19 protein-coding genes are annotated in these 21678 nt (G+C 60.3%); 10 read left to right on the top strand and 9 right to left on the bottom strand.

The genetic code is table 11. The annotated features are described in order from the left end of the window. Positions 1 to 53: 53 nt before the first annotated feature. Both KJF94_RS27885 and KJF94_RS27880 read right to left on the bottom strand, forming a co-directional pair. Entirely contained in the window at positions 54 to 1337 is a 1284-nt protein-coding gene (locus tag KJF94_RS27885; protein WP_214380204.1) for an OprD family porin, read from the bottom strand. Positions 1338 to 1579: 242 nt separating this feature from the next. Then, positions 1580 to 2248 (bottom strand): DsbA family protein, encoded by a 669-nt coding sequence (locus KJF94_RS27880; protein ID WP_214380203.1) that lies wholly within the window; start codon positions 2246 to 2248, stop codon positions 1580 to 1582. Positions 2249 to 2507: 259 nt separating this feature from the next. On the opposite strand from KJF94_RS27880, the gene KJF94_RS27875 reads away from it, so the two are divergent. Beyond that, complete coding sequence (locus KJF94_RS27875) at positions 2508 to 4601, top strand: TonB-dependent receptor (RefSeq protein ID WP_214380202.1); 2094 nt, start codon at positions 2508 to 2510, stop codon at positions 4599 to 4601. Between the two features lie 210 nt (positions 4602 to 4811). Here KJF94_RS27875 and KJF94_RS27870 read toward each other — a convergent pair whose 3' ends face one another. The 4 genes from KJF94_RS27870 to KJF94_RS27855 all read right to left on the bottom strand — a co-directional run bounded on the left by KJF94_RS27870 (position 4812) and on the right by KJF94_RS27855 (position 10483). Further along, entirely contained in the window at positions 4812 to 5024 is a 213-nt protein-coding gene (locus KJF94_RS27870) for a hypothetical protein (RefSeq protein WP_214380201.1), read from the bottom strand. Positions 5025 to 5269: 245 nt separating this feature from the next. After that, entirely contained in the window at positions 5270 to 6376 is a 1107-nt protein-coding gene (aguA, locus tag KJF94_RS27865; protein WP_214380200.1) for an agmatine deiminase, read from the bottom strand. Between the two features lie 4 nt (positions 6377 to 6380). After that, a complete protein-coding gene (gene aguB, locus KJF94_RS27860; protein WP_214380199.1) occupies positions 6381 to 7259 on the bottom strand; it encodes an N-carbamoylputrescine amidase in 879 nt (292 codons plus the stop codon). A gap of 311 nt (positions 7260 to 7570) precedes the next feature. Further along, complete coding sequence (locus tag KJF94_RS27855; RefSeq protein ID WP_214380198.1) at positions 7571 to 10483, bottom strand: aminotransferase; 2913 nt, start codon at positions 10481 to 10483, stop codon at positions 7571 to 7573. Positions 10484 to 10659: 176 nt separating this feature from the next. Here KJF94_RS27855 and rfbB point away from each other — a divergent pair, with 176 nt between their 5' ends. From rfbB to KJF94_RS27820, 7 genes are read left to right on the top strand one after another with little or no spacing between them, the layout of a single operon-like run. Continuing rightward, positions 10660 to 11742 (top strand): dTDP-glucose 4,6-dehydratase, encoded by a 1083-nt coding sequence (gene rfbB / locus KJF94_RS27850; protein ID WP_214380197.1) that lies wholly within the window; start codon positions 10660 to 10662, stop codon positions 11740 to 11742. Then, positions 11739 to 12614 (top strand): glucose-1-phosphate thymidylyltransferase RfbA, encoded by an 876-nt coding sequence (rfbA, locus tag KJF94_RS27845; RefSeq protein ID WP_214380196.1) that lies wholly within the window; start codon positions 11739 to 11741, stop codon positions 12612 to 12614. The genes rfbB and rfbA overlap by 4 nt, the downstream gene beginning before the upstream one ends. Further along, complete coding sequence (gene rfbC, locus KJF94_RS27840; RefSeq protein WP_214380195.1) at positions 12611 to 13156, top strand: dTDP-4-dehydrorhamnose 3,5-epimerase; 546 nt, start codon at positions 12611 to 12613, stop codon at positions 13154 to 13156. The genes rfbA and rfbC overlap by 4 nt, the downstream gene beginning before the upstream one ends. After that, on the top strand, positions 13153 to 14022 hold the full coding sequence (gene rfbD, locus KJF94_RS27835; protein WP_214380194.1) for a dTDP-4-dehydrorhamnose reductase: 870 nt from the start codon (positions 13153 to 13155) through the stop codon (positions 14020 to 14022). Before rfbC ends, rfbD begins: the two co-directional genes overlap by 4 nt. A gap of 36 nt (positions 14023 to 14058) precedes the next feature. After that, positions 14059 to 15867 (top strand): sensor histidine kinase, encoded by a 1809-nt coding sequence (locus tag KJF94_RS27830; protein WP_214380193.1) that lies wholly within the window; start codon positions 14059 to 14061, stop codon positions 15865 to 15867. After that, a complete protein-coding gene (locus KJF94_RS27825) occupies positions 15864 to 17249 on the top strand; it encodes a sigma-54-dependent transcriptional regulator (protein WP_214380192.1) in 1386 nt (461 codons plus the stop codon). The genes KJF94_RS27830 and KJF94_RS27825 overlap by 4 nt, the downstream gene beginning before the upstream one ends. 25 nt (positions 17250 to 17274) lie before the next feature. Further along, positions 17275 to 17730, top strand: a complete 456-nt coding sequence (locus tag KJF94_RS27820) for a thioesterase domain-containing protein (protein WP_214380191.1) — start codon at positions 17275 to 17277, stop codon at positions 17728 to 17730. Positions 17731 to 17899: 169 nt separating this feature from the next. Here the strand turns inward: KJF94_RS27820 and cysQ are convergent, their stop codons facing one another. Both cysQ and nudE read right to left on the bottom strand, forming a co-directional pair. After that, positions 17900 to 18727, bottom strand: a complete 828-nt coding sequence (cysQ, locus tag KJF94_RS27815; RefSeq protein WP_214380190.1) for a 3'(2'),5'-bisphosphate nucleotidase CysQ — start codon at positions 18725 to 18727, stop codon at positions 17900 to 17902. Next, positions 18724 to 19290 carry an ADP compounds hydrolase NudE gene (gene nudE / locus KJF94_RS27810; RefSeq protein ID WP_214380189.1) on the bottom strand — a complete coding sequence of 189 codons (567 nt, stop codon included), beginning with the start codon at positions 19288 to 19290 and terminating at the stop codon, positions 18724 to 18726. Before nudE ends, cysQ begins: the two co-directional genes overlap by 4 nt. An 87-nt stretch (positions 19291 to 19377) precedes the next feature. Between nudE and yrfG the strand changes: the two genes are divergently transcribed. Beyond that, a complete protein-coding gene (yrfG, locus tag KJF94_RS27805) occupies positions 19378 to 20040 on the top strand; it encodes a GMP/IMP nucleotidase (RefSeq protein WP_214380188.1) in 663 nt (220 codons plus the stop codon). A 145-nt stretch (positions 20041 to 20185) separates the two neighbouring features. On the opposite strand, the gene lysM is transcribed toward yrfG, so the two are convergent. Next, positions 20186 to 20626 (bottom strand): peptidoglycan-binding protein LysM, encoded by a 441-nt coding sequence (lysM, locus tag KJF94_RS27800; RefSeq protein ID WP_084318267.1) that lies wholly within the window; start codon positions 20624 to 20626, stop codon positions 20186 to 20188. Positions 20627 to 20762: 136 nt separating this feature from the next. On the opposite strand from lysM, the gene KJF94_RS27795 reads away from it, so the two are divergent. Further along, entirely contained in the window at positions 20763 to 21650 is an 888-nt protein-coding gene (locus tag KJF94_RS27795; protein ID WP_214380187.1) for a LysR family transcriptional regulator, read from the top strand. Positions 21651 to 21678: the final 28 nt, after the last annotated feature.

Genomic DNA, 21678 nt, shown 5'->3' with positions numbered 1-21678 from the left:
TCGGGGCTTTTCATTCTCAGCCTTGAATCAGGCCTCGATACTGCAACCGATCATCAGAAAATGTTGATCGGATAATCCACGAACACCCGCACTTCGTTGCCGCTGACGTTGTACTCGCTGGATTTCTGCGCCACACGCAGGATCGAGCTGCGCAGTTTCACGCTCAGGTCTTTGGCCGGGCCGCTTTGCACGACGTACTTGAACTGGTTGAAGATTTCGCGCTCGGTACCGCCTTCGCTGGTGGAGGTGGTGATGTTGTCGCCGCGCACGTAAGCCACGTTGTAGCTCAGACCTGGGACGCCAAAAGTGCTGAAGTCCAGGCCGTAACCCACCTGCCAGCTGCGTTCGTCTTCGGCGTTGAAGTCGGACCAGTAGGAGTTCGCCAGGTAGATGGTGTTGCCGCCATCGCCGACGCGACCTTGATCCTTCTGATAGCCGCCGTAGGCGTAGCCCAGGTTGCTGTCGCCGGTGCTGCGCTGGTGCGCGACGGTGAACGAGTGTGGGCCGGTGGCGAAGGTCGCTGCCAGGCTCCAGATCTTGTTGTCGTCACCGGTAGCACCGCTTTGACGGACGTAGGAATCTTCAAGCTTGGTGCGGTAGCCGTTGAAGTCGAGGGTCAGGGACTGATCCTTGTCGATCGGGAACACGTAGTTGGCGTTCACGTATTGCTTCTTCAACACGTCTTCAACGTCAGACGCGTACACCGCAGCCTTGAACTGTTCGGTGAACTGGTAGCTACCGCCCAACACGTTGATCGACTTCAGACCGCCGCTGTCACGGCCTTCCGCGCTCTTGCGCGATTCGGCGGTGAAGCGACCGGCGTTCAACTCCAGGCCTTTGATCTCCTTGGAGGTGATCATGGTGCCGGTGTAGCTTTCCGGCAGCAGACGCACGTTGTCGTAGCTCAACACCGGCAGGACCGGCATCTGGTCGCCGTAAGTCAGCGTAGTGCTGGAGACACGGAATTTGACCGCCGCGCCGCCTTTGGACAGGTCATCAGCCGCGTTGCCACTGTCGCCCTTTTTGAAGAAGTCGATACCTTGTGCGCCGGTGCGACCTTTGCCGCCATCCAGACGCAGTGCGTACAGACCGAACGCGTCCACACCCACACCGACGGTGCCTTGGGTGAAACCGGACGAGAACGTACCGATGGCCGCCTGGCCCCACTCGGCTTTGTCCGGTCGGCCGTCTTTGTAGTCACGATTGATGTAGGCATTGCGCAGCAGCACTTTGAGGCTGCTGTCTTCAACAAAACCCTTGGATTCGGCCTGGTCGTTAGCCATGGCCTGTGTAGCGCTCAACATCCCCAGAGCGATCAGGCTGATTCGCTTGTTCATTTTGTTCTTTTCCTTAATACGGGTTGATACGCACTGCGTCGTACGGCTGAAACGGCGCTATCGCACTCTTTTTTCACCCCGAAACAAAAAGGCCCGCCCACGAATAATCGCGGCGGGCCTTTTTATTATTTTTGAGTCATGGCGGTTCGCCACAGGCGTTGGGGCGAATCCTAGTCGCGCCCTGAACCCTGTGTCAATTTCATGAATCGTCTGTGAATAGGCGAAAATCGTCTAAGAAATTTCTAATAGCAGCCGTTGAGCCCACAGGCTTGAAAGCCGGAGGAAGCGGCTTGTGCGGGAAGCGACTGACTCAACCATGCCGCGAAGGCTTGCGGCTTGCCGAGCCACGGCCCGATGTCGACCAGCGTGAACTGGCCATCCAACTCCAGTGCGAAGGTCGGGAAACCATGGCCACCGATGTTGGCCAACAGGTCGCGACTGGCCTTGATGTGGCGATCGGTCTCGGCGTTTTTGAACGCAGTCTGGAAAGCTTCAGGTTCCAGGCCGATGCCGTGGGCGAGTTCAAACAACACCGCTTCATCGGCAATGCGCCGACCCTCCACGTAATGCGCGCTCTGCAAACGCCCCAGCAACGCCAGTCCACGGCCAGCGATCTGCTCGGCCGCGAGCACGGCGGCAATCGGCGGCGCGGAATCGAACACCGCCGTCTCATCGCGCAGCAAACCTTCGAAATAAGCTTCGCCGAATGGCTGAGCGGTGTACTCGGCAATGCGCCGGTCGTGGGGCATCACGTAGTTGCGCAAGTGTGGCGAGACGTTCTTGCGGTTGGCGCCGGTCATCATGCCGCCGCCATGGGCAATCACCGGCAGAACTGCCTCGGCGGCTTGCACCAGTGGTTTTGCGCCGTAGCACCAGCCGCACAACGGGTCGTAAATGTAGTGAAGGATCATGGGAAGGCTCCGGCAAAAAGGTAGGAAAGTTCGATGCCGGCAGGTTAGCCCTGCGCCAGTTTATGAAAAACGCCGGAATGGCTTTCAGTCTGTTTCATGAATCGGTCGAATGCTTCAAACGCTCCTGTAACAACCAAGACACAAATTGAAACAATCAAACCCAAGAACTTTTCAGGAATAATTCACGAAAGTAAATAGCAAGCATTATCATTCGCGACCTGCACGATATACCCCAAAAATCCTACGGACGCGTCCTTCAATGCCTGCCCCTTTTCGCCTTACACCCTTTAGTCTTGGCCTCTCCGCTTTGCTGTCTGCCGGTTTTTCCTATGCCGCGCCTACAACATTGCCAGAAACCTCGATCAGCGCCGAAGCGGAAGCCGACGACCCACGCGTAAAGGAAACCAGCACCGCAACCCGCACCTCCACACCCGTGCGCTACGTGCCACAAGCCATCGACTCAATAAAAACCTCGAACGTCGTCGATTACGGCACCAATGATCTGGGTACCGCCCTGAGCGGCATTCCCAACGTCAGCAGCGGCGCCGACACCCGCTTCGACAGTTTGCGCATCCGCGGTTTCGACGCCAGTAACGATTTCTATTTAGACGGCATTCGCGACGACAGTCAGTACGTACGCGATCTGCACAACATTGAACGCATCGACGTGCTCAAGGGCCCGGCGGCGGTGTTGTACGGCCGTGGCAGTCAGGGCGGGATCGTCAACCGGGTCAGCAAGTTGCCGGAGTTCGGGCGCCGCTCTTCCATTGAAGCCCAGGGCGGCAGCAATAACTTGCGCAGCCTTTACGCGGACCTGAGCACCGATCCCGGCGAGAACATCAGCCTGCGTCTGAACATGGGCAACATGGACCAGAACAGCTTTCGCGATGGCGTCAGCGGCAATCGCCAGTTGTTTGCGCCGTCGATGAGCTGGCAACTGACACCCGACCTGAACTGGTTGGTGCAGTACGAATACAGCCGCTACAACCGTACGCCGGATCGCGGTATTCCCGGTGTAAACGGACGCCCGGCAGACGTCGGACGGGATACAACCTACGGCAGCGATCACGATTTCATCGATGACAAGTCGCAATCCCTGCGCTCGAAACTCAGCTACGACATCAACGAAAACTGGCAACTGCGCCAGACGCTGGGCGTATTCAAACTCAACAGCGATTTCGACAACACCTACCTCACCGGCTACACACCGGCGACCAACCGGGTCACGCGTCAGCACTGGCAGCAGGACCTGACCACTCGCAACGTCTACAACAACATTGAGCTGGAAGGTGGTTTCGATACGTTCGGACTTGAGAATCGCCTGCTGACCGGCGTCGAAATCGGCAGTCAACGCCGTGATCCGAAGCTCTACACAGCGGCCACTACCGGGCCTGGCCGCCAGGCCGTGCCGTCGCTGGATCTGTATAACCCGGATCGGGATTTGCGCCACACCGGGCGCATGCAAGTGTCCAGCGACAACCACACCGAAGTCGAAAGCCGTGCGGTGTACGTGCAGGATCAGCTGCGCCTGAACGATCAATGGCAATTGCTGGCCGGACTGCGCTACGACACCTTTGACATCGAGTCGACCAACAAGCTGCGCAACATCTCCGAAGACCGCGACAGCCACAGCACCAGCCCGCGTGTAGGACTGGTCTGGACGCCCCTGCAGAATCATTCCTTCTACGCCTCCTGGACCAAGACCTTTTCGCCGGTCGGTGGCGGTTTGATCGGCATCACCCCGGGCGCTGCCGGCAATACCAACGACCTGAGTCCCGAGCTGACCAAGCAGAAAGAAATCGGTGTGAAAAGCGACTGGCTCGACGATCGCCTGAGCACCACGCTGGCGATCTACGAACTGGAACTCTACAACCGTCGCACCAGCGACCCGCTCAACCCGACCGTGACCTTGCTCAGCGGCCTGCAACGTTCCCGCGGGATCGAGCTGACCGGCACCGGCAAGATTGCCGGCAACTGGTACGTGCGCGGTGGTGTGGGTGTGCAGGACGCCACGGTCGAAAAGGACAACAACGGTTTTGAAGGCAAGCGCATCAGCAACGTAGCCAAGCACAACGGCAGCCTGTTCCTGACCTGGAAACCGGAAATGGGCTGGTACGCCGAAACCGGTCTGACCCTGGTGGGCGACCGTTATGCGGATAACCTCAACACCACCGTTCTGCCGGGTTATGGCCGCTGGGATGCATTGGCCGGCTTCCGCCAGAAGGACTGGGATTTGCGCGCGGCGCTGAACAACATCAGCGATAAAACCTACTACTCGTCGGCCACCAGCGCGGCGCAGATTCAACCGGGTGAGCCGCGCAGCCTGGTGGTGACGGGCACCTACAGCTTCTAAACACCGCAATACCCTGTGGGAGCGAGCCTGCTCGCGATGGCAGTGGGTCAGTCGACATCAATGCTGACTTCCCGGCCGCCATCGCGAGCAGGCTCGCTCCCACAGTGGTTGGTGTTGAACACAAGATATGTTTTCAACGAATAAAACCATCACCCATAAAAAAGCGCCGCCTTCCCGGCAGCGCTTTTATCAATCCGTTGTTGTTCTTTTTTATCCTTCCATCACATCCCACAACGCATCCATCTCCGCTTCGCTGAATAAACCAGCGGGATAGCGCTCGATCATCATCCGGCGCGGATCAGGTTCCCTGATCTGACGCGTTCCATTGGACTTCAACCAGTGCGCCAGGATCTGGAGCGATTCGCTGTTTACTGCCAGGGGATGCAGTGCCCGCTCGCTCACTACGTTCATTTCGGCGTTCATTTCCGCGCTCTCTCCTGGTTTGTGAGCGGCTAACTTATCCAAGGTTTATGACAGAACATCGAAGTTCTCCCCTCCCTGTTTCTCATCAGGAGAGATACAAGAGCTGTGCCAATGTGTCGGGACGGTCGACCAGCGGATACAAAAAAGCCCGCAGTCCTGATGGGCTGCGGGCTTTTTTGCAAGGTGTCGAAGGAAAACCGTTGTCGGAGTGATTTTCCAGTCAACTCAGGCTGTTACAACTGCACTCACTCTTTGTGCGGCGCAGGCTGCTGTTGGGTAAGGCAGTGGATGTTACCGCCGCCCAGTAACAGTTCGCGGCCCGGCACCATGACGACCTCGTGCTGCGGGAACAGGCTCTGCAAAATCTCTTTGGCCGGGCCGTCCAGCGGATCGTCGAAGCTCGGCGCGATGATGCCGCCGTTGACGATGAGGAAGTTCACGTAGGAACCCGCCAGACGAACGGTCGGATTGCGTTCCTGGGTTCCGTCCACCGGGTCCACGCCGGCGCACTCTTCTTCGGTCGCATACAGCGGCCCCGGAATCGGCATCTTGTGCACCGTGAACGGGCGCCCCTTGGCGTCAGTGCTGCTTTCCAACACTTTCATTGCCGCCTGGCAGCGCGGGTAGTTCGGGTCTTGCGGGTCGTCGGTCCAGGCCAGCAACACTTCACCCGGACGCACGTAGCAGCAGAAGTTATCCACATGACCATCGGTTTCGTCGTTGAACAAACCGTCCGGCAGCCAGATGATTTTATCCACAGCCAGGTTCGCGCTGAGCACCGCTTCGATTTCTGCACGGTTCATGTGCGGGTTGCGATTGCGGTTAAGCAGGCATTCTTCGGTAGTAATCAGCGTGCCTTCGCCATCAACGTGGATCGAACCTCCTTCAAGCACGAAGCCCTCGGTGCGATAACGCTGACTGCGTTCAATCTCGAGGATCTTGCCGCCGACCTGCGAATCACGGTTCCACGGCGAATACAGGCCACCGTCAAAACCACCCCACGAATTGAAATCCCAGTTCACACCGCGGACTTCACCACTGTTATTGATGACGAACGTCGGCCCCGTGTCGCGGACCCAGGCGTCGTCACTGGACATCTCGACCACGCGAATATTCGGCACATCGAGACGGGCACGAGCGTTTTCGTACTGGCCAGCGGAAACCGCCACCGTTACCGGTTCGAAACGTGCGATGGCCTTGGCCACCGCTACGTGTGCGGCTTGCGCCGGTTTGCCGCCCAGGCGCCAGTTGTCCGGACGCTCGGGCCAGATCATCCAGGTCTGGGTTTGCGGCGCCCACTCGGCGGGCATGTAGAAGCCGTCGGCGCGCGGGGTGCTGTTTAAAGTGGTCATGCAGTCAGGACTCCAGGGAACCGTCGAGGGTTTTGAGCACATTGTATAGGTTCGGGCGACGATCACGGAACGAGCCCCACGCGCTGCGAATGTGCTCCAGTTCGTCAAGGTCGAAGCTGTGAACCAGCACGCCTTCTTCGGTTTTATCGAGTTCCTGGACCTTCTCGCCGAACTGGTTGGCGATAAACGACGAGCCGTAGAAGGTGATGTCATACCCGTCCTGCTCCTCGTTGCCGATACGGTTGCTGGCGATCAGCGGCATCAGGTTGGCGCCGGCATGGCCCTGTTGCACACGCTGCCAATGGTCACGGGACGAAATGGTCTTGTCGTGCGGCTCGCTGCCGATGGCGGTTGGGTAGAACAGAATTTCCGCACCCAGCAACGCCATGCTGCGGGCGCACTCGGGGAACCACTGATCCCAGCAGATGCCCACGCCGATTTTCGCGTAACGGGTGTTCCACACTTTGAAACCGGTGTCGCCCGGATTGAAGTAGTACTTCTCATGGTAACCAGGGCCGTCCGGGATATGGCTTTTACGATAAATCCCGAGGTTGCTGCCGTCGGCATCGATGATCGCGATGCTATTGAAACGCGCGCGGCCGGCCCGCTCGTAGAAGCTGATCGGCAGCACCACTTGCAGTTCCTTGGCGATTTTCTGGAAATGCTTGATGGCGACGTTCTCTTCAACCGTCGTGGCCAGTTGCAGGTAATCCGGATTGGGTTTCTGGCAGAAGTACGGCGCCTCGAACAACTCCTGGATCAGGATAATCTGCGCACCTTTGGCCGCAGCCTCACGGACCAGCCTTTCAGCGGTTTCGAGGTTGGCTTCAAGGTCCCAGGAACAGGCCATCTGGGTGGCGGCGACGGTAACGATACGGCTCATGAATCATCTCCGGGCAAGTGCTTTAAGGTCGAGTGTGGCATCGACCGATGACAGAAAGAGAAGTGGCGGGCGTGATGAGGCACGCCGCGGCAATGGCGACTTTATAGCCGATAAAAATCGGCTTTAAAAGCGATTAATCTTCCTTCCGTCGAAAACAACAGCACTTAAACCCGATAACAATCGATATTTTGTGGGTGTTGTTGATGACGCCTTCGCGGGCAAGCCTCGCTCCTACGGACCTGCGATGTCACAAAATTGTGTACGACGCGGACCAGTGGAGCGAGGCTTGCCCGCGAAAGCGATTTCAGGCCTTACAAACCTTCATCCAACACCTTCGCCATCATGTCGACAAAGAAATCCACACTCCGGCGCGAGGTCACCATGGGCGGTTTGATCTTGAGGACGTTCAGATAGTCCCCTGTCGGCTGCATGAAGATCCCCAATTCCCGCAGACGATCACACAGCGCCGTGGTTTCCTCGGTCGCCGGTTCCAGGGTCTCGCGGTTGCGGATCAATTCAACGCCCAGATAAAAACCGGAACCGTGCACCGCGCCCACCAGCGGATGAATATCGATCAGCGCCTCAAGACGCTCCTTGAAATACCCGCCCACGACCTGGGCGTTTTCCCAGAGTTTTTCCTCTTCCATCACATCCAGAACGGCCATGCCAATCTGGCAGCTGACCGGGCTGCCACCCGCCGACGAGAAGAAATAACCCTCGGCTTCCAGCGCCTCGGCGATTTCACGGCGGGTGATCACCGCACCCAACGGTTGCCCGTTACCCATGCCCTTGGCCATGGTGATGATGTCCGGCACCACGCCCTGTTCTTCGAAGCCCCAGAAGAAGTGGCCCATGCGCCCGTAACCGACCTGCACTTCGTCGGCGATGCACACGCCGCCCCGGTCGCGCACCAAGCCGTATACCTGTTTCAAATAGCCCGGCGGCAGCGAGATGCCGCCGGCATTGCCGTACACCGGCTCGCAAATGAAACCGGCCAGCTGGCGTCCTTGCGCGGCGATTTTCGCCAGGTTGTGTTCGACGCTGCGCACATAGTCCGGCGCACTGTCCGGGCCACGGAATTCACCGCGATAGGTGTTCGGTGCCGTCACCGGGTGCACCCAGTCCGGGCGGCTGCTCAAGGCCTTGGGGTTGTCGGCAATCGACGTCGAGACCGCGTCCGCGCCCACCGTCCAGCCGTGATAGGCCTCCAGCACGCTGACGATGTCGCGACCGCCGCTGTAGGCCCATGCCAGACGGATCGCCAGGTCGTTGGCCTCGCTGCCGCTGTTGACCAGGAACACCCGGTCCATGCCATCCGGCGACAACTTCAGCAAACGCTCGGAAAATTCGGCAACCGCCGCGTAATTGAAGCGCGAGTTGGTATTGAGCAGCGACCATTGACGGCTGGACACCGCCGCCATGCGCGGATGACCGTGACCGAGCACCGCGACGTTGTTGAGCATGTCGAGGTAGGAACGACCCTGCATGTCGATCAGGTGATTGCACCAGCCGCGTTCGATGCGTGGCGGGTCAACGTAATAGTGCTTCTGGGTCCGGGCGAAACTGGCGTCGCGGCGCGCCAGCAATGTCTGCGAATCAAGCTCCGCTTCAGCATCGCACGCCAGCCCCAGCAGCGCCGCCGGCGACGGACACAACGCTTGCCAGGCCGCCGCACGAGACGGCGTGCAAAACAACGGCGCGTCGAACGAAGCGCCTCGGCACAACTGCACCCGCAACGGACCGCTGACCGCGCCCAACACCTGGCCTTTGACCAGCGCCGCGCCGGTGTGCAGCGACGGCGTCACGCCCCACAGCCGCACGCTCAATTGCGGGCCGTCGAGTTGCAACACACCCGGCGACGGTTGATGGACCACACCGGCAAACGGCGATTCGACCGCCGTGCCGTGGGGCACTCGCAACTCGACATGCAGCGGGCACGTGTCCGGTTCGCTGGCACTGTCGGGGCGGGTGCGGGACAAACGATATTGCCCGTAACGGCTGGCGGCCAGACCGTGCGCTGCAGCCGCTTCGCTCAACAGGCGCTGATCGATCCCTTCCTGCTCCCAGTTACCGGCCTCGAAATGCGGGCTGAGTACGCCCAGGTCGATCAAGGCGAATTCACTTCCGACCAGGCTCGGCAGCAGCGGGGCGAAGCCTTCGCTACCAATGCCCGGCAGGCTGTGGCCGACAGAGGTGAGGATCGCCGCTTCCATCAACGCCAGCGGCACCGAGGCGGCCACGCGGAAAATCTCCCACTCGTGGGTCAGGTTGTCGCGACTGTATTGGTTACCCGGATCGATGCTGACCTGCTGTTCGCCACTGAGCACCAGCACCGCCGCCCGCGCGACGATCAGCGGCCACAGCGCCAGCAGTTCTTCGTGTTGCAACGGATTAATCGCGTGATAGGCCTGGACCGCCGGCAAGATGTAGAACGGATCGCCATCGGCATGATGCAGCAGCGCCGCGCAGGTCACCGAGAGGTCGGTGATGCGCCAGGTGTGGATCAGGTCGCCGAAGTCGATCACCCCCTGCAGTTGCCACCGGCGTTGCGAATCGCGCTGCCAGACCACGTTGTCATCGGTGATGTCCATGTGGATGGCCTGCACCGGCAACTTGTCCACCAGCGGCTGCAAATGCCGCTCGGCCTGTTCGGCCACTTGCGCGATCAACGCTCGCTGCGCGTCATCTTCAATGACCGGAAGCAAATGCGCGATCAAGGCATTGGCGTGACGCGCATCCCACTGAAGGGTGCGCTCAAGACCCGCATGGTTGAAATCGGCCAGCGCCTGGTCCATTTCACCGCAGAGCCGGCCGAAACCGGCCACCACCGATCCGGGCAGATGGTCCAGGTGTGTGAGCGATTGGCCCTCGATGTATTCGAGCAGGCGCACGTGCACCGCTTGCCCGCCGACTTCAAGTGACAGCAGGTCGGCGCCGTTCTGCGCCGCAATCACTCGCGGCACCGGCACGCCGGAGTGCTCGGCGAGATGCTTGAGCCCCGCGTGCTGGGCTTGCAGTTCCAGCGCCGAATAGTCGCCACGGCAGATTTTCAGGACGAAACGCCCATGTTTACTGTCAACGCGGTAGTTGAGATCCTGCTGGCTGCCGAGCGCCTGCAATCGCCCGCTCAGCCCGTAATGCCCCTCGAGCAGCTCAAGCGCTTGCACCGCAGACACTTGCGGGCTGGGCAAACTGGCGCGATGAATCAACGTGGCGAGCGGCATACAACAACCTCTGAAATTTTATTAGGCGCTTATATCGCCACCGCGTCGGTCGATAATCAACCCCTGTTCATGCGTCAAAACCCAAATAGATGTCACAACCCTATTGCACCCCCCCTCTCCTGCCGACAAGCTATGCTCATTTGCTTCAATCGTCTTACAGATAAAGGCTGGCCAACATGCGTATTCTCATCACCGGCGGTGCCGGTTTCATTGGCTCTGCCCTGGTTCGCCACTTGATCGGGCACACCGGGCACGAAGTGCTCAATCTGGACAAACTGACCTATGCCGGCAATCTGGAATCGCTGACCAGCATTGCCAACGACACACGCTACGAATTCGTGCAGGCCGATATCGTTGATCAGGCCGCCGTCAGCGCCGTGCTGGCACGTTTCCAGCCGCATGCGATCATGCATCTGGCGGCCGAGTCCCACGTTGACCGTTCCATCGACGGTCCGTCGGATTTCATTCAAACCAATATCGTCGGCACCTACAGCCTGCTCGAGGCAACCCGCGCCTACTGGCAGACCCTGGCCGAGCCCGAGAAAAGCGCCTTCCGTTTTCACCACATCTCCACGGACGAGGTTTACGGCGACCTGCATGGCGTCGATGACCTGTTCACGGAAACGACCCCGTACGCGCCAAGTTCACCGTATTCCGCCAGCAAGGCGGCCTCCGACCACCTGGTCCGCGCCTGGCAGCGCACCTACGGCTTGCCGGTATTGCTGACCAACTGCTCGAACAACTACGGGCCGTTTCACTTCCCCGAAAAACTGATCCCGCTGGTGATTCTCAACGCCCTCGCCGGCAAGCCGCTGCCTGTTTACGGTAACGGCCTGCAGGTTCGCGACTGGCTGTTTGTCGAGGATCACGCCCGCGCACTGTTCAAAGTGGTCACCGAAGGCGTGGTTGGCGAGACCTACAACATCGGCGGTCACAACGAGCAGAAGAACATCGACGTGGTGCGTGGCATCTGCGCCTTGCTCGAAGAACTGGCACCGCACAAACCCGACGGCGTCGCGCATTTCGCCGACCTGATCACTTTCGTCCAGGACCGTCCTGGCCATGACCTGCGCTACGCGATCGATGCCAGCAAGATTGAGCGCGAACTCGGCTGGACGCCCGAAGAAACCTTCGAGACCGGCCTGCGCAAAACCGTCCAGTGGTATCTGGAAAACCTCGAGTGGTGCCGCCGCGTTCAGGACGGCAGCTATCAGGGTGAACGACTGGGCGCCATCAATACCAAGGAGTTGATCGCATGATGAAAGGAATTGTGTTGGCCGGGGGTTCAGGCACGCGTCTGCACCCGATCACGCTGGGTGTGTCCAAACAGCTGTTGCCGATCTACGACAAACCGATGATCTACTACCCGATCTCGGTCCTGATGCTGGCCGGCATCAAGGAAATCCTGGTGATATCCACTCCGCAGGATCTGCCGCAGTACCGCAACCTGCTGGGGGATGGCAGTCAGTTTGGTGTGCATTTCAGCTACGCCGAACAGCCTTCGCCCGATGGCCTGGCCCAGGCCTTTCTGATTGGCGAGGAATTCATTGGCAAGGATCCGGTGTGCCTGATCCTTGGCGACAACATCTTCCATGGCCAGCGCTTCAGCGAACAGTTGAATAACGCTGTTAATCGCCCTTCTGGCGCCACCGTGTTCGGTTACTGGGTCAAAGACCCGGAGCGCTTCGGCGTGATCGATTTCGACGACGAAGGCCGTGCCTTGTCCATCGAAGAAAAGCCGAAAGCCCCGAAATCCAGCTATGCCGTGACCGGCCTGTATTTCTACGACAACGATGTGATCGAGATCGCCAAAGCCGTGAAGCCTTCACCGCGCGGTGAACTGGAGATCACCGACGTCAACAATGCCTACCTCAAGCGCGGCGATCTGCAGGTCGAGCGCTTCGGTCGCGGTTTCGCCTGGCTGGATACCGGCACTCACGACAGCCTGCTCGAAGCGTCCCAATACGTGCAGACCATCGAGCATCGCCAAGGGCTGAAAGTGGCCTGCCTCGAAGAAATCGCTTACGAAAAAGGCTGGATCGACCGCGAGCATTTGCTCGAGCGCGCCAAGTATTTTGGCAAGACCGGTTATGGTCAGTACCTTTACAAGCTGGCTGAGGGTGGACAATGAATGTGATTGAAACCGCTTTGCCCGGAGTGTTGATCCTTGAACCCAAGGTCTTCGGCGACGAGCGCGGCTTTTTCTACGAGAGCTTCAACGCAAAGGCGTTTGAAGAGGCGACGGGCCTGAAGAGGCAGTTCGTTCAGGACAACCATTCCCGCTCCCAGAAAGGCGTACTGCGCGGCCTGCACTACCAATTGGAAAACACCCAGGGAAAACTGGTGCGCGTCACGGCCGGTGAAGTGCTCGATGTCGCGGTGGATGTTCGTCGCAGCTCACCGAATTTCGGCCAGTGGGCGGCAGTGCGTTTGTCCGCAGAAAACAGTCGCCAACTCTGGGTGCCGGAGGGTTTTGCCCATGGGTTCGTGGTGCTGAGTGACTTCGCCGAGTTCCTCTACAAGACCACCGACTACTACAATCCGTCCGCCGAATGTTGCATCCGCTGGGATGATCCAACGCTTGCCATCGACTGGCAACTGGAGGAAGCGCCCAAGCTTTCGGCCAGGGATCAGCACGGCAAAACCTTGCAAGAAGTTGATCTGTTTGCATGAAAATACTCATCTGTGGCCAGCAGGGCCAGGTTTCACGTGAGTTGCAGCATCGTCTGGGCGCTCTGGGCGAGTTGGTCGTTCCGGGACGCGATCAGCTCGACCTGACTCAACCGGAACAGATCCGCCAGCAGGTCCGGCGCGCTCATCCCGACCTGATCATCAATGCCGCGGCCCACACGGCAGTCGATCAGGCTGAAAGCGAGCCGCAAGCGGCCTTCGCCGTCAACGCTCAGGCACCGGGCATTCTCGCCGAGGAAGCCTTGGCGCTGGGCATTCCGCTGATCCACTACTCCACCGATTACGTGTTCGACGGTAGCAAGACCGAGCCTTACAGCGAAGCTGACGAACCTCACCCATTGGGCGTTTACGGCAAGACCAAACTGGCCGGTGAACAGGCGATCACAGCGGTACAGGGCAAGCATCTGATTTTGCGCACCAGCTGGGTCTACTCGACCCACGGCCGAAATTTCCTGCTGACCATGCAACGTCTGCTGCAAGAAAAGCCGGAGTTGCGCATCGTCGCCGACCAGATCGGAGCGCCCACCTGGGCCGGCACGATCGCCAACAGCACCCTCGCCCTGATCGAACGCTGGCAGGCAGGCGAGACCGGCGCCTGGGGCACTTATCACCTGACCGCGCAGGGTGAAACCTCGTGGTTCGGTTTCGCCCAGGCCATCGGCGAAGCGCTGCGGGAACAGGGAAAGCCTTGCGCAAACCTGCTGCCGATTACGACCAGCGAATACCCGACACCCGCCACCCGTCCGCTGAACTCACGCCTGGATTGCATTCGTCTTCAGCGCGAATGGGGCGTCAGTCAGCCTGACTGGCAAACCGCGCTGCGCGAGTGTCTTGCCGGACAAGCCTAGGCATAATGCGCCTGTACCCACAGGCGCCTGATGCTCATGAACTCGACCCTTCCCCGCCGACCCCGCTGGCGCAGCCTGGCCCTGCTTGCGCTGTGCCTGGCGCCATTGCTGTGGCCGCTGGAGCATCTGGCCGAGCGATATTACCGCAGCGAACTGGCCGGGCAAAACCGTCAAACCCTCGACCTGTACGTCGCCAACCTGCTGGGCACGCTGCATCGCTATGAAGTGCTTCCGCAGATTCTTGGCGACCTGCCGGCCTTGCGCGCTGACCTGTCAGCACCGGACGACGGCGTAACCCAAGGCAACGCCAACCGGCTGCTGAAGAACATCAGCGCCCAGACCGGCGCCGAAGTCATGTACCTGATGGACACCACGGGCAAGACGCTCGCCGCCTCCAACTGGGACAAACACGACAGCTTCGTCGGGCGCAATTTCGCCTTTCGGCCGTATTTCAGTGAAGCCATGGCCGGGCGTCTGGGTCGCTTCTTTGGCCTGGGCACCACGTCGGCCAAACGCGGCTATTTCTTCGCGGCAGCAGTCCGGGATCGCGAAAAAATCATCGGCGTGCTGGTGGTCAAAGTTGACCTGGACCACACCGAAAGCCTCTGGGGTAAAACCCCGGAACAACTGCTGGTGACCGACCACAACGGCGTGGTCATTCTCACCTCGCGGCCCGAATGGCGGTTTCGCGCGACCCGTCCGTTGGGCGACGCGGAGCGTGAGGCAATCACCGCGATTCAGCCCTACCCGACCCGCGAACCCAAACCGCTGAACCTCAATCCGGACGAGTGGTTGACCCAGACCCGGCAGATCGACGAAACCGGCTGGAGTGTCAGCATCCTTGCGCCGCGCACCCTGATCGACCGCCCCGTGCGCACGGTGGTTGCCATCGGCGGCGCGACGCTACTGGTGTTGATGCTGTTGCTTGGTCTGATGATGCAACGCCGCCGTCACTACCTCGAACGAATCGCCTTCGAAGCCAAGGCCCGTCGGGAACTGGAAGGCCGCGTCGCCGAGCGCACCAGCGACCTCGAAGGCCTCAACCGTCGGCTGAAACAGGAAGTCCTGGAGCGCGAAAATGCCCAGCAAGATCTGGTGCGCGCCCAGGATGATCTGGTGCAGGCCGGCAAGCTGTCGGCGCTTGGGACCATGTCGGCGAGCATCAGCCACGAACTCAATCAGCCGCTGGCGGCGATCCGCAGTTACGCGGAAAACGCCGAAGTGCTGCTCGATCATCAGCGCACGGACGATGCGCGCGGCAACCTCAAGCTGATCAGCGAACTGACCGGGCGCATGGCCTCGATCATTGCGCACCTGCGCGCCTTTGCCCGGCGTGATCGCCACGCGCCGGAAAGTGTCGCACTGCAACCGGCGCTGGATGACGCGCTGGCGCTGTTGGCCAAGCGCCGGCGGAGCATGGAGGTCGAGCTGATCCGCGACTTGCCGGCCGCCACGCTGTGGGTCGAGGCCGGGGAAACCCGTTTGCGCCAGGTGCTCGGCAACCTGCTGGCCAACGCGCTGGACGCGCTGACGGAAAAAGGCCCGCCGCGTAAACTCTGGTTGAGTGCCCAATCCACCGCCGATGGCGTCAATCTGTACATTCGCGACAACGGCCCCGGCTTTTGCATGGAAGCCCTTGGCCGCGCCAGCGAGCCCTTCTACACCACCAAGACCCGCACGCAGGGGCTGGGTCTGGGGCTGGCGATTTGCGAGACCCTGATGCGCGCCTTCGGGGGTGAACTGTCGTTCGCCAACCACAAGGAAGGCGGCGCCCTGATTACCCTGAAACTGCGCGCAGGCGCACCGGGCGTGAGCCTGCAACCGTCCGAGGACCGAAGTGCATGACCATCGACAACCGCATCCAGGTCGTGCTGATCGACGACGATCCCCATCTGCGTCAGGCCCTGAGCCAGACACTGGACCTGGCGGGCCTGAAAATCCTGCCGCTCGCCGAAGCCAAAGGCGTGGCCGGGCAACTGGAGCGCGACTGGCCGGGGGTGGTGGTCAGCGACATCCGCATGCCGGGTATGGACGGTCTTGAGTTGCTGACCGAACTGCACGCGCAAGACCCCGAGCTGCCAGTGCTGCTGATCACCGGTCACGGCGACGTGCCGCTGGCAGTGCAAGCGATGCGCACCGGCGCTTATGACTTTCTGGAAAAACCCTTCGCCAGCGATGCCCTGCTCGACAGCGTGCGCCGTGCATTGGCCTTGCGCCGGTTGGTGCTGGATAACCGCAGCCTGCGTCTGGCCCTGAGCGACCGCAATGAACTGAGCACAAGACTGGTCGGGCAATCGGCGCCAATGTTGCGCCTGCGCGAGCAGATCGGCGCATTGGCGGCGACCAAGGCCGACGTGCTGATCCTCGGCGAAACCGGTGCCGGTAAAGAGGTCGTGGCCCGGGCGCTGCATGATTTGTCGAGTCGACGTAACGGCCCGTTCGTGGCGATCAACGCCGGTGCCCTGGCCGAGTCGGTGGTGGAAAGCGAACTGTTCGGCCACGAGCCGGGCGCCTTTACCGGCGCGCAAAAGCGCCGCATCGGCAAGTTCGAATTTGCCAATGGCGGCACGCTGTTCCTCGATGAAATCGAAAGCATGAGCCTGGACGTGCAGGTGAAGTTGCTGCGCTTGCTGCAAGAGCGGGTGGTCGAGCGTCTGGGTGGCAATCAGCTGATCCCGCTGGACATCCGCATCATCGCCGCGACCAAGGAGGACCTGCGCCAGTCCGCCGATCAGGGGCGCTTCCGTGCCGACTTGTATTACCGTCTCAACGTCGCGCCGCTGCGCATTCCACCGCTGCGCGAGCGTGGCGAAGACGCGTTGATGCTGTTCCAGCATTTTGCCGATGAAGCCAGTGCTCGCCATGGTTTGCCGCCCCACGAACTGCAACCGGGACAACGAGCGTTGCTGCTGCGTCACACCTGGCCGGGTAACGTGCGGGAATTGCAGAATGCCGCCGAACGTTTTGCCCTGGGCCTGGAACTGGCGCTGGACAATAGCGCACCGGATGGCGCGGTGGGCTCAACGGTTGAAGCGGTCAGCGGCGGGTTGAGCGAGCAGGTGGAAAACTTCGAGAAATCGTTGATTGCCGCCGAACTGGCGCGCTCTCACAGCTCGGTCCGCAGCCTCGCCGAAGCCCTCGGCATTCCGCGCAAGACCTTGCACGACAAACTGCGCAAGCACGGGCTGAATTTTGCCGACCATCACGCTGCCGATGAACTCGATTGAGTCATCACTTGAAAAGGGTCCGTTAATGAACCGCGACAGTCGTCACCTGGAATCAGTCCTTCACCGCGACATTCCCCTGACGCAGGCCATGGGCGTCAAAGTGCTCGACTGGCATGACCAGCAATTGCGCCTGTATCTGCCGCTGGAAGCCAACGTCAACCACAAGAGCACCATGTTCGGCGGCAGCCTGTATTGCGGCGCGGTGCTGGCGGGTTGGGGCTGGCTGCATTTGCGGTTGCGCGAGGAAGGGATTGAAGACGGGCACATCGTGATTCACGAAGGGCACATCAGCTATCCGCTGCCGGTGACCATGGACGCGACAGCGATTTGCCAGGCGCCGAGTGCGGCGGTGTGGAAGAAATTTTTGGCGATGTATCAGCGTTATGGACGGGCGCGGTTGACGTTGCATTCGCGGATTGTGAATGCCGATAGCGAGGAGGATGCGGTGACGTTTACCGGGCAGTACGTGCTGCACCGGTGAACGTCAGGATCGATACAACACCTGTGGCGAGGGAGCTTGCTCTCGCTCGGCTGCGCAGCAGCCGCAAATCAGGCAACAGGATTTTAGCTGATACAGCGCGGTGGCCGGTTTAGGGCCGCTTCGCGACCCAACGGGAGCAAGCTCCCTCGCCACAAGGTATTTGTGCAGATCAGGAACGCGCCAACGCCAGCAGTTTTTCCCGCCAGGCCGCTTTCGCTGGCAGTGCCAGGAAAAATTCGTTCCGCAGAGACTCCCGCGCTGGATAGCTGAACGGCACACCGCTCAGCTCCAGCACCTCACCGCCTGCTCCTTCCAGCACACCTTGGGCCGCCGCCGTATCCCACTGCGAAGTCGGTGCCAGGCGCGGATAACAATCGGCCGCGCCTTCCGCCAGCAGGCAAAATTTCAGCGAACTGCCGATATTGGCCAATTGCAACTCACCGAGGCTGTCGCTAAGTCCGGCCAGCAAGCGTTCTTGCTCGGGGCTCGAATGCCGACGACTGGCGACGACCGTGAAAGCCTCACCCGGGGCGGGCACGGTGCGAACCTGAATCGGCAACGGCTCGGCTTCTTGATCACCACGCCACGCGCCCAGCCCTGCACCGCCGACATAGAAGCGCCCGTTGGTCGGCATCGACACCACACCGAACACCACGCGACCTTGCTCGATCAGCGCGATGTTGACGGTGAACTCTTCGCTGCCCGAAATGAATTCCTTGGTCCCGTCCAGCGGATCGACCAGCCACCAGCGCTGCCAGCCGGCACGCACGCTCTGCGGGATGTTGGCGTCCTCTTCGGACAGCACCGGAATGCTCGGATCAAGCGCCGTCAGCCCGGCCAGAATCAGATGATGAGCGGCGAGATCGGCCGCGGTGACCGGCGAATCGTCGGCCTTGGCGGTCACGGCCGTACCTGTACGCCAGAACGGCAGGATCGCGTCGCCAGCCTTCAATGCCAGCTCAACCACCGGCGCCATCAATGGATGCGGAAAATTCATGGCAAAAACACCCCACGCTGAGTCAGTAGATCACGGGCCAGGTACAACGCCGCCAAGGCACGGCCCTCGGTGAATCGCGGGTTCTGGGCCAGGCCGGACAGTTCACGCAGATTGATCTTGTCCACGCCCATCGGCTCGGGCTCGTCGCCTTCAAGTCGTTCTTCGTACAGGTCGGTGGCGAGCACCACCTGGATTTTCTGGCTCATGTAACCGGGCGACAGGGACAACTCGGTCAGATGCTCCAGCTGTCGCGCGCCATACCCGGCTTCTTCCTTGAGCTCACGCTCCGCCGCCGCCAGCACGTCTTCACCCGGTTCGATCAAGCCTTTGGGCAGCGACAGCTCGTATTCATCGGTGCCGCCGCAATATTCCTCGACCAGCACCGCGTGGTCCGAATCGATCATCGCCACGATCATCACCGCGCCATACCCGGCGCCCTTGCCGACCAGTCGCTCATAAGTGCGCTCCACGCCATTGGAAAAGCGCAGTTTCAGCTCTTCGACGCAGAATAAACGGCTGGTGGCGACAATCTCGCGGGCGAGGATGGTGGGTTTCTGGCGCATGAAAAGCTCCTTGGCGTGAACGCGTTACTATACCCGGCCTATCCTGATTGTTGACCTCGGATATTTTTTTACCGTTGGAGAGTTTTTATGTCACTGCTGCCGTGGCGCGACATCGACACCGTTCTGCTGGACATGGACGGCACGCTGCTGGACCTGCACTTCGACAATCATTTCTGGCTGGAGCATTTGCCCCAGCGTTATGCCGAGTTGCACGGGGTGAGCCGGGCCATGGCCGAGATGGAATTGCAGCCACTGTTCGAGCGTAACGCCGGTCAGTTGCAGTGGTATTGCCTGGATTTCTGGAGCGCAGAGCTGAAGCTGCCGGTGCGCGAGCTGAAACTGGAAACCGCCCACCTGATCGCTTTGCGCCCGGATGCGGATACGTTTCTGGAGGCCATCAGGAAGGCCGGCAAACGTGTGGTGATGATCACCAATGCGCACCGTGACTCGCTGTCTCTGAAACTGGAACGAATTGAACTGGCACCGTACTTCGAGCGGTTGATCAGCTCTCACGATTACGGCTTTCCCAAAGAGAATCCGCAGTTTTGGGAGGCATTGCAGGCGGACATCGGCTTCGATCCGGCGCGCAGCCTGTTTATCGACGATACGTTGCCGATCCTGCGCAGTGCGCGGGATTTCGGTGTTACGCATTTATTGGCGGTGAGAGAGCCGGACAGTCGCAAGGGGCCGAAGGATACGGCGGAGTTTGCGGCGGTGGTCGATTATCGAGAGTTGATTGCCGGGCTTTGAGACTTGTGGCGAGGGAGCTTGCTCCCGCTGGAGTGCGAAGCGCTCCCAATCTGGCTGAAGTCTCCTTCAGAGAATTGCATTGGGCCAGAATGCGGCTGCTGCGCGGCCGAGCGGGAGCAAGCTCCCTCGCCACAGTTTTTATGTGTTACTCAGGAATCCGCAACGACTGCCCCGGATAAATCTTGTTCACATCCTTGAGCATCGGCTTATTGGCCTCGAAGATTTTTTGATACTTGTTGGCATCGCCATACACGCGCAAGGAAATCGCACTGAGGGTGTCGCCCTTCACAACCGTGACAAAGGTTGCAGCCTTCACCACCGGCCCGGTTACCGTAATCTGGTCATCCACGCTACCGACCCCGGCGATATTGCCCACCGCCAGCAGGATCTTTTCCTTCTCTTCCTGGCTCGCCACTTCACCGGTCACCGTGACCTTGTCGCCATCCACTGTCGCCTGCACATTCGGGTTTCCCAGGCCGACCTTGCTGATGTGCTCCTTTAACTGCTCGCTGGCATTGGCGTTGCCGGGCGTCAGCAGGTCGATAAGCTTTTCGCCTGCTTCTTTCACAAAGCTAAAAATACTCATGGTGCACTCTCCTTGGGTTTTGGGTTCCAGACGCAAAAGCCTAGACCAACGTTGCAACCCTCGGTTCCCACCCGACCAATGACGCCGCTTGCCCCCAGGCGCTAGAATCCCGACCTTCCCGCGCCCTGGAGCGAAGATGGACATCAAGCAACTGAAATTCCTCATCGCCCTCGACGAAACCCGGCACTTCGGCCAGGCCGCCGCACGGTGTCACATCACCCAGCCGACCTTGTCCATGCGTCTGCGCAGCCTCGAAGAAGAACTGGAGTTGCCATTGGTCAACCGTGGCCAGCGCTTCGAAGGTTTTACCGCGCCGGGTGAGCGGGTGCTGGCCTGGGCGCGCACCGTGCTGGCGGCCTGTGACGGTTTGCAGGCGGAGGCCGCTGCCTGTCGCGGCAACCTGGTGGGTACGCTGCGCCTGGGCGTGGTGCCATTGTCGAGTTTCGATCCGCTGCCCCTGCTTCAACGGCTGCATACCGAACACCCGAACCTGCGTTTCGAACTCTCTGCATTGAGCTCCGAGCAGATCCTCGAACAACTGGCGAACAATCGCCTGGACCTCGGCGTGTCGTACCTCGAGCGTTTGGACACCGAACGCTTCGATTCCCTGACCTTCAGCGAAACCCGCATGGGTCTGCTCTACGATCAGCGCTTCTTCACGTTCGGTGAGGCGCCGCTGAGCTGGGAGTCGCTGATCGAACTGCCGCTGGGCATGCTCACCAGCGGCATGCATTTCCGCCAGTCCATCGACCACAATTTCCACAGCCGCGGCCTCACCCCGCAGCCGCTGTTGCAAACCGATGCCGTGCATCAACTGTTACAAGCTGTGCACGGTGGTTTGTGTTGCGCCGTGATGCCGCTGGACGGTGGCCTGGAAAACCTGACCGATCATCTGCGTTTACATCCGATCGAAAACGCGCAGACCCTCGGCCAACTGGGGCTGATCATGCGTCGCAGCGCGCCGCGGTCGGCGCTGGCGGAAGCCTGTTTTGCGATCTATCAGAAATCGCCAACCGGCTCTTGATCGACGCCATCTATCGGCAGATCAGTAT

The organism is Pseudomonas hormoni (assembly GCF_018502625.1).
GTDB classification, from domain to species: domain Bacteria; phylum Pseudomonadota; class Gammaproteobacteria; order Pseudomonadales; family Pseudomonadaceae; genus Aquipseudomonas; species Aquipseudomonas hormoni.
The sequence above is the reverse complement of the archived record's forward strand: the minus strand, read 5'-3'. Positions and strand labels throughout refer to the sequence as shown.

Excerpts from the sequence above, each read along its gene's own strand:
- rfbA (WP_214380196.1), top strand. The coding sequence starts at position 11,739 with ATGATGAAAGGAATTGTGTTGGCCGGGGGTTCAGGCACGCGTCTGCAC.
- rfbC (WP_214380195.1), top strand. The coding sequence starts at position 12,611 with ATGAATGTGATTGAAACCGCTTTGCCCGGAGTGTTGATCCTTGAACCC.
- yrfG (WP_214380188.1), top strand. The coding sequence starts at position 19,378 with ATGTCACTGCTGCCGTGGCGCGACATCGACACCGTTCTGCTGGACATG.
- KJF94_RS27880 (WP_214380203.1), bottom strand. The coding sequence starts at position 2,248 with ATGATCCTTCACTACATTTACGACCCGTTGTGCGGCTGGTGCTACGGC.
- KJF94_RS27820 (WP_214380191.1), top strand. The coding sequence starts at position 17,275 with ATGAACCGCGACAGTCGTCACCTGGAATCAGTCCTTCACCGCGACATT.
- rfbD (WP_214380194.1), top strand. The coding sequence starts at position 13,153 with ATGAAAATACTCATCTGTGGCCAGCAGGGCCAGGTTTCACGTGAGTTG.
- lysM (WP_084318267.1), bottom strand. The coding sequence starts at position 20,626 with ATGAGTATTTTTAGCTTTGTGAAAGAAGCAGGCGAAAAGCTTATCGAC.
- KJF94_RS27795 (WP_214380187.1), top strand. The coding sequence starts at position 20,763 with ATGGACATCAAGCAACTGAAATTCCTCATCGCCCTCGACGAAACCCGG.
- KJF94_RS27855 (WP_214380198.1), bottom strand. The coding sequence starts at position 10,483 with ATGCCGCTCGCCACGTTGATTCATCGCGCCAGTTTGCCCAGCCCGCAA.
- KJF94_RS27875 (WP_214380202.1), top strand. The coding sequence starts at position 2,508 with ATGCCTGCCCCTTTTCGCCTTACACCCTTTAGTCTTGGCCTCTCCGCT.
- cysQ (WP_214380190.1), bottom strand. The coding sequence starts at position 18,727 with ATGAATTTTCCGCATCCATTGATGGCGCCGGTGGTTGAGCTGGCATTG.
- rfbB (WP_214380197.1), top strand. The coding sequence starts at position 10,660 with ATGCGTATTCTCATCACCGGCGGTGCCGGTTTCATTGGCTCTGCCCTG.
- aguB (WP_214380199.1), bottom strand. The coding sequence starts at position 7,259 with ATGAGCCGTATCGTTACCGTCGCCGCCACCCAGATGGCCTGTTCCTGG.
- KJF94_RS27885 (WP_214380204.1), bottom strand. The coding sequence starts at position 1,337 with ATGAACAAGCGAATCAGCCTGATCGCTCTGGGGATGTTGAGCGCTACA.
- KJF94_RS27870 (WP_214380201.1), bottom strand. The coding sequence starts at position 5,024 with ATGAACGCCGAAATGAACGTAGTGAGCGAGCGGGCACTGCATCCCCTG.
- nudE (WP_214380189.1), bottom strand. The coding sequence starts at position 19,290 with ATGCGCCAGAAACCCACCATCCTCGCCCGCGAGATTGTCGCCACCAGC.
- KJF94_RS27830 (WP_214380193.1), top strand. The coding sequence starts at position 14,059 with ATGAACTCGACCCTTCCCCGCCGACCCCGCTGGCGCAGCCTGGCCCTG.
- aguA (WP_214380200.1), bottom strand. The coding sequence starts at position 6,376 with ATGACCACTTTAAACAGCACCCCGCGCGCCGACGGCTTCTACATGCCC.
- KJF94_RS27825 (WP_214380192.1), top strand. The coding sequence starts at position 15,864 with ATGACCATCGACAACCGCATCCAGGTCGTGCTGATCGACGACGATCCC.